At 39.8% G+C, this 6,624-nt stretch carries 4 protein-coding genes, 9 tRNA genes and 2 rRNA genes (1 of these 15 cut by a window edge); all 15 read right to left on the bottom strand.

What is annotated here, in order from left to right; translation table 11 throughout:
- Window positions 1-46 precede the first annotated feature (46 nt).
- Window positions 47-1,300 (bottom strand): peptidase U32 family protein, encoded by a 1,254-nt coding sequence (locus MKX69_RS12285; RefSeq protein WP_002318037.1) that lies wholly within the window; start codon window positions 1,298-1,300, stop codon window positions 47-49.
- Between the two features lie 5 nt (window positions 1,301-1,305).
- Window positions 1,306-2,229 (bottom strand): peptidase U32 family protein, encoded by a 924-nt coding sequence (locus MKX69_RS12290; protein WP_002289033.1) that lies wholly within the window; start codon window positions 2,227-2,229, stop codon window positions 1,306-1,308.
- A 220-nt stretch (window positions 2,230-2,449) separates the two neighbouring features.
- Entirely contained in the window at window positions 2,450-4,942 is a 2,493-nt protein-coding gene (locus MKX69_RS12295; RefSeq protein ID WP_341010440.1) for an ATP-dependent Clp protease ATP-binding subunit, read from the bottom strand.
- Window positions 4,943-4,950: 8 nt separating this feature from the next.
- Complete coding sequence (locus tag MKX69_RS12300) at window positions 4,951-5,418, bottom strand: CtsR family transcriptional regulator (protein WP_341010441.1); 468 nt, start codon at window positions 5,416-5,418, stop codon at window positions 4,951-4,953.
- A 135-nt stretch (window positions 5,419-5,553) separates the two neighbouring features.
- Window positions 5,554-5,627 (bottom strand) — tRNA-Arg (locus MKX69_RS12305).
- 57 nt (window positions 5,628-5,684) lie between these two features.
- Window positions 5,685-5,758 (bottom strand) — tRNA-Pro (locus MKX69_RS12310).
- A 21-nt stretch (window positions 5,759-5,779) separates the two neighbouring features.
- A tRNA-Arg gene (locus MKX69_RS12315) sits at window positions 5,780-5,853 on the bottom strand.
- Between the two features lie 10 nt (window positions 5,854-5,863).
- Window positions 5,864-5,949 (bottom strand) — tRNA-Leu (locus tag MKX69_RS12320).
- A 16-nt stretch (window positions 5,950-5,965) separates the two neighbouring features.
- A tRNA-Gly gene (locus tag MKX69_RS12325) sits at window positions 5,966-6,037 on the bottom strand.
- Between the two features lie 11 nt (window positions 6,038-6,048).
- Window positions 6,049-6,121: transfer RNA gene (locus MKX69_RS12330), tRNA-Thr, on the bottom strand.
- Between the two features lie 17 nt (window positions 6,122-6,138).
- A tRNA-Leu gene (locus tag MKX69_RS12335) sits at window positions 6,139-6,220 on the bottom strand.
- 7 nt (window positions 6,221-6,227) lie between these two features.
- Window positions 6,228-6,300 (bottom strand) — tRNA-Lys (locus tag MKX69_RS12340).
- Between the two features lie 3 nt (window positions 6,301-6,303).
- Window positions 6,304-6,376, bottom strand: a tRNA-Val gene (locus MKX69_RS12345).
- 13 nt (window positions 6,377-6,389) lie between these two features.
- Window positions 6,390-6,505 (bottom strand): 5S ribosomal RNA (rrf, locus tag MKX69_RS12350).
- 94 nt (window positions 6,506-6,599) lie between these two features.
- Window positions 6,600-6,624 (bottom strand): 23S ribosomal RNA (locus MKX69_RS12355); it runs 2,890 nt beyond the window's last position.

Consider the following 6,624-nt stretch of genomic DNA (forward strand, 5'->3'; position numbering starts at 1 on the left):
TTTTGTATGCGAAGATGCTTAAAACAGGGATATATCAGCTTTTTCCTTATTTACGTTTTCGGATCATATCTCCAGGTTTCACCGGCTGTGCGACTGGCATAGTTAAAATCATCATTGGATTTGGTGCTCGGTCAATGGATTCGCCTTCTTCATTATGCATAACTTCAACGGTTTGACTGAAATGACTGAATCCTGGACCATAAAATTCGATTTCATCTCCTACAGAAAACAAGTTTCTCTGACGTATCGTAGCAATCTGTGTTGCCTCATCATAAGATAATACTTCACCGACAAATTTATATACTGGGATTTTACGACGTTCACCGAATAATTGTTCGTTTTCAGTTGGTGTATTGTAGTAAAAACCTGTAGCTAATTCTCGTTGTGCTACTTTCCATAACTCGTCGATCCATTCTTGCTTGCAGACATAGTTTTCAGGATCTTCCATATAACTGTCTACAGCCGCTTTATAGACATTTGACACCGTAGATACATAATGGATCGATTTCATTCTTCCTTCGATCTTGAAGCTGTCTACGCCGTTTTCAATCAATTCTGGAATATGTTCGATCATTGACATATCCACTGCACTCATCGAGAATTCTTCTTCCACTTCGCCTGTATCAGTTAAACTGTTTCGTTCTTGACCAAAAGGCATATCGAACAATCCATACTTCCAGCGACAAGATTGAGAACATCCGCCACGGTTTGCATCCCGCATCGACATATGGTTGGACAATGTGCATCGACCAGAATAAGAGATACACATGGCACCATGGATAAATGCTTCGATTTCGATATCCGTATTTTTACGAATCTCTGCCACTTCCTCCATTGAAACTTCACGAGCTAAAACGACACGTTCCAACCCTTCTTCTTTCCAGAATTCCAATGTCTCAAAATTAGTTGCTGAAGCTTGAGTGGATAAATGGATCGGCAGACCTGGTGCTTCTGTCGCACAAATTTCGATCAAAGCTGGATCAGAAACAATTACTGCAGAAATACCGACATCACGCAAACTGCGGAAAAATTCCCCTGCTCCATCTTCATTTCCTTCATGGGTGACCATATTAGCAGCAACGTATACCTTCGCATCATGTTCTTTTGCAAAAGCAACTCCTTCAGCCATTTCTTCATAAGTAAAATTACCTGCACGGCTTCTTAAACCATACGCATTCCCGCCAATATATACTGCATCTGCTCCATAATGGATCGCGGTTTTTAACTTTTCCAGTGTTCCTGCTGGCGCTAGGATTTCTGGTCGTTTCAATTTTCTTTTTACTGTCATTTCTTTCATCATACTCCTTATTTGATAGCAGAAGGATCAATATAAAAGAATCCTGTATCTAATTCACGGTTTTCAGGATGCAATTTACTGATTTCGCTAGTCATTTTTTCCGCTTTTTCTTGATCCCAGCTACCTTCTAAAATTTGTTTTTTTGCTTCGGCGAATAGTCGAGTGATGTTTACGAATTTTTCGCCTGGAGTAAATAATCCGTCCAATTTCCATGTACAGTAATGATGCTGATAAAGTTCATTCAATTCATTCGAGAGATTCAGATCATTGCTGGCAAAAATATGTGTGCCATGACTATCTTCATAAATAGAATAATGTGTCTCTTCTTTTTTAGGTTCCGAGATAAAAAGACCTCTTTCACGATCTTTTTGTTCGTCTTGTTTCGTATAGTTATAGTAATTCTGTAGCAGTGGACGTTTGGATTGATGGATGCATGTAGCACCATACACAAGGGTTTCTACAGGAATATCGAGTTTTTCTTCCATCGCCTTCATCTCTTCAAAAGGAACTTCACGAGCAAGTACTGCTCCAACTGCGCCTTTTTTCGCCCAGAAATTGATTTGACGTGCGCTCGTTACTAATGTTTCAGCATCATAAATATACGGTATACGCAATTCAGGATTTTTTTTCATCGTATAAATAATACCTGTATCACCAACTGTGATCACATCTACGTTTATTTCTTTTAAAAAAGCCAAATATTCAGGTACATTTTTCATTTTTTCAGGATGAATGATCCCATTTACAGCAATATTCGCTTTTTTACCATACTTGTGTGCTAATTCTACCAATTGTCGCTGTTCTTCTCGTGTAAATGAAGCAGGCAGACGCAATCCAAATTGCTCTTCACCGAAATATAGTGTATCTGCACCTGCAGCAAGCAACTGTTCTGCTTGTTCAATAGTTTCTACTGTGGTTATGAGTTCGATCATAATTTTCTCCTCCTACAACTTCATAATAGTAGCATAGCTCTAAAAACTTTCCAATACTTCTTCTATTTAAAGTCGGATTTTTGAAAATTATTTCACAAAAAATCAAAATGAAGTTCGATATATTCTGTCCAAATATAAAAAGAGATTGTGACAAAAATCTTGTCACAACCTCTTAATCAAGTCTTACTATTATAAAAATTCAGCTACACAGGCCAAGTAACTATAGGGAACCTACTGTTTCCTTTTTAGGTCCGCGAACATTCAATGTGATCTTACCTTTTGAAGCACCTACTGTTACGTGGTCACCTAAACGAATTTCTCCGCCAAGCAACGCCTCGCTCAATCGATCTTCAATTTCTTTTTGAAGTGCGCGACGGATTGGACGTGCACCATATTCAGGATCAAATCCAGCTTTCCCGATCACATCGATTGCAGATGGTGTGATTTTCACTTGAATATCTTGTTCTTTCAATCGTTTGATAATCGCTTTGCTCATGATTTGGACGATTGTATGGATTTCATCTTTACTCAATGAATGGAAGACGACAGTCTCATCAATTCGATTCAAGAATTCAGGTCGGAAAGCTTTCTTTAACTCTTCTAAGATACGTTTTTGCATGGCTTTGTGATCTTTAGTAACATCTTGGACATTGAATCCGACATTTTTTTCTTCTCGAATTTGTGTCGCTCCGATATTTGAAGTCATAATCATGATTGTATTTCTAAAGTCCACTTTTCTACCTTTAGAATCTGTTAAATGACCATCATCCAATACTTGCAGAAGTAAATTGAAAACGTCTGGATGTGCTTTCTCCACTTCATCTAAGAGAATCACTGAATATGGTTTTTGACGAATTTTTTCTGTCAACTGTCCACCTTCATCATACCCTACGTATCCTGGAGGAGACCCGATTAATCGGCTTGTACTGTATTTTTCCATAAATTCTGACATATCAACACGGATCAGGGCATCTTCACTTCCAAACATGACTTCTGAAAGTGCTTTGGCCAATTCTGTTTTTCCGACACCAGTTGGTCCAAGGAACATGAATGAACCAATTGGACGATCAGGATCTTTCAATCCGCTTCGTGCACGGCGGATCGCACGTGAAACTGCTTTGACAGCCTCATCTTGACCAACGACACGTTCATGCAGAAGTCCTTCCAGTTCTAACAAGCGTTCGCTTTCTTTTTTCTCCAACTGCTGTAGAGGGACACCAGTCCACTCCGATACAACTGTAGCAACATCTTCTTCTGTTACACGATCAGAATAACCTTGCTCCTGTTTTGCTTCAATTGCAGAAACTTTTTGCAGCTTTTTACGTAGTGCTTTTTCTTGTCTGCGTAATTGAGCAGCATTTTCAAAGTCTTTTTTTTGGATCGCTGCTTCCTTTTCTTGTACTAGTTCATCGATTTCTAGTTTGATCACAGTTGATTTTGTTAAGTGATCGGTTTGATCCAAACGGACTTTCGCTGCTGATTCATCGATCAAATCAATTGCTTTATCGGGTAGTTGACGAGAAGTGATATAACGAACAGAAAGATTGACTGCTGCTCGTACAGCTTCATCTGTGATCTCCACTCCATGGTGCTCTTCATATCTTGTACGTAATCCTTGAAGAATCACTTCTGCTTCTTCAGGAGTTGGCTCATCTACTTGAATGCGAGCAAAACGTCGCTCTAATGCAGAATCTTTTTCGATATATTTTTGATATTCATCTAGGGTCGTTGCTCCGATCGTTTGTAATTCTCCTCGAGCTAACGCCGGTTTCAAGATATTCGAAGCATCAATTGCTCCTTCTGCTCCACCTGCACCAATTAAGGTATGCAATTCATCAATGAATAAGATTACTTGACCATCATTATAGATTTCGTCGATGACCTTTTTCATTCGATCTTCAAATTCACCGCGATATTTCGTACCAGCAACCAAAGATCCCATATCAAGCATCATCAGGCGCTTTTCTTGCATGTCTTCTGGCACTTCACCTAAAATGATTTTTTGAGCTAACCCTTCAGCAATGGCTGTTTTGCCTACACCAGGTTCACCCACCAGTACAGGGTTATTCTTTGTCCGTCGGCTAAGAATCTGGATAAGCCGTTTCACTTCTCTCGAACGACCAACAACTGGGTCCAGCTTGTTTTCTTTTGCTAATTTCGTCAAATCACGTGCTAATGAATCTAGCGTAGGTGTTCCTTGTGGTGTTTGCCGTTTATCTTGTACATTTACATTTCTACGACGATTCATTCCTTTTCCAGCAGAATCACCAGCTAGCCCCATTTTTTGTTTCAGAACTTGACGGGCTTTTGAAAGGCTGATACCTAAGTTGATCATGATTCGAGTAGCCATGATACTTTCATCTTTTAATAAGCTCATCAAAATATGTTCTGTTCCAACTTTTTGAGAACCAGTTTTCTTCACTTCGCTGCTAGCTAAAGCAAAAACTTGTTTCATTCTTGGTGAATATGGAAGAAAGACTCCCTTAGGGTAAGAACGGATACCACCATAACCAATCAGATGTTCAATCTCTTCATAAATTTCCGTTTCATTCAAATCCATTTCACGTAATACTTTTCCAGCAATTCCATTTTGCTCGACCACTAAGGCTAGTAAAACATGTTCTGAACTAACTGATTGATGTTTCAATCGTTTTGCTTCTTCTTGTGCAATTTCTAATACTGCTTGGGCTCTTTCAGTAAAAAGTTCTTCCATCTATAATCTCACTTCCCATCTTCATAACTTAAACGTTCCAGAAATGCTCGGAGAATCCGAGCACGTGTATGATCTTCATATTCATTGAAATTCAATGTGTTTTTTGCAATTGCACTCAACATCAAGTTTCCTTCTTTTTTTGTAATTATTTGGTCTTCATAAAGTTTTTGAATAATAGCAAAAGCATTTTTCTCACTGATTGTATCATCAAATAACTGATTTATCTGCTCAAGTAATTGTTTTTTATCTGAAATCCTTACTTTTGCAATTCGTATATAACCACCACCACCACGTTTGCTTTCTACTAGATAACCACGTTGGATGGTAAAACGGGTATTAATCACATAGTTGATTTGTGAAGGAACACAGTTAAAGAGGTCTGCCATTTCAATCCTTCGAATCTCGATCATTTCACTATTTTCCAGAATTTTCTTTATATATGATTCAATTAAATCCGAGGTATTCTGACGTGCCATCTTATTCATTCCCTTTGACTAATATTGACCTTAATTATAACGAATTTGGTAATAGAAAGAAAGAAGAACGCTTTTTGTTAAATAAATCCTTTAGAATCAACAAAAAAAAATACGGAATATACTATTCCGTATCGACGCGCCCAAGAGGAGTCGAACCCCTAACCTTTTGATCCGTAGTCAAACACTCTATCCAGTTGAGCTATGGGCGCATATTCAATTTAAAAAAATTATAAATCATTTGAAAACAAAAAGCAAGATAAAAAAAATCGGGAAGACAGGATTCGAACCTGCGACCCCTTGGTCCCAAACCAAGTGCTCTACCAAGCTGAGCTACTTCCCGTTTAAAAAATAAAAAAGACTACGCGCCCAAGAGGAGTCGAACCCCTAACCTTTTGATCCGTAGTCAAACACTCTATCCAGTTGAGCTATGGGCGCATATTTGAAATGCCGAGGACCGGAATCGAACCGGTACGGTGATCACTCACCGCAGGATTTTAAGTCCTGTGCGTCTGCCAGTTCCGCCACCCCGGCGCGATTGCTTTGGCAAAGCGGAAAACGGGGTTCGAACCCGCGACCCCCACCTTGGCAAGGTGGTGCTCTACCACTGAGCTATTTCCGCGTGTTTAAAGATGCCGGCTAAAGGACTTGAACCCTCGACCCTCTGATTACAAATCAGATGCTCTACCAACTGAGCTAAGCCGGCATGTAAAACTTAAATTATGCGGGTGAAGGGACTTGAACCCCCACGCCGTAAGGCGCTAGATCCTAAATCTAGTGCGTCTGCCAATTCCGCCACACCCGCAAAAATATGAGCCGTACAGGGCTCGAACCTGTGACCCTCTGATTAAAAGTCAGATGCTCTACCAACTGAGCTAACGGCTCATATGGAGGTTAACGGGATCGAACCGCTGACCCTCTGCTTGTAAGGCAGATGCTCTCCCAGCTGAGCTAAACCTCCATGGATAACTTAAGCGTGGCGACGTCCTACTCTCACAAGGGGCAACCCCTCACTACAATCGGCGCTAAGAAGCTTAACTTCTGTGTTCGGCATGGTTACAGGTGTATCCTTCTCGCTATCGCCACCACACTGTGGTGTTATCTTTTATTGAGTAAATTTTGTTCACTCAAAACTGGATTTGAAGTCACATAAGTTTTTTTCCGAGTTCTTTTCTTTTAACCTATTGGTTAAGTCCTCGATCGATTAGT

The organism is Enterococcus sp. FSL R5-0957 (assembly GCF_038008005.1).
Taxonomy (GTDB): Bacteria; Bacillota; Bacilli; order Lactobacillales; family Enterococcaceae; genus Enterococcus_B; species Enterococcus_B faecium.

What these genes read in the sequence shown, in the direction of transcription:
- MKX69_RS12285 (WP_002318037.1), bottom strand. Translation starts at nt 1,300, where the DNA reads ATGATGAAAGAAATGACAGTAAAAAGAAAATTGAAACGACCAGAAATC.
- MKX69_RS12290 (WP_002289033.1), bottom strand. Translation starts at nt 2,229, where the DNA reads ATGATCGAACTCATAACCACAGTAGAAACTATTGAACAAGCAGAACAG.
- MKX69_RS12295 (WP_341010440.1), bottom strand. Translation starts at nt 4,942, where the DNA reads ATGGAAGAACTTTTTACTGAAAGAGCCCAAGCAGTATTAGAAATTGCA.
- MKX69_RS12300 (WP_341010441.1), bottom strand. Translation starts at nt 5,418, where the DNA reads ATGGCACGTCAGAATACCTCGGATTTAATTGAATCATATATAAAGAAA.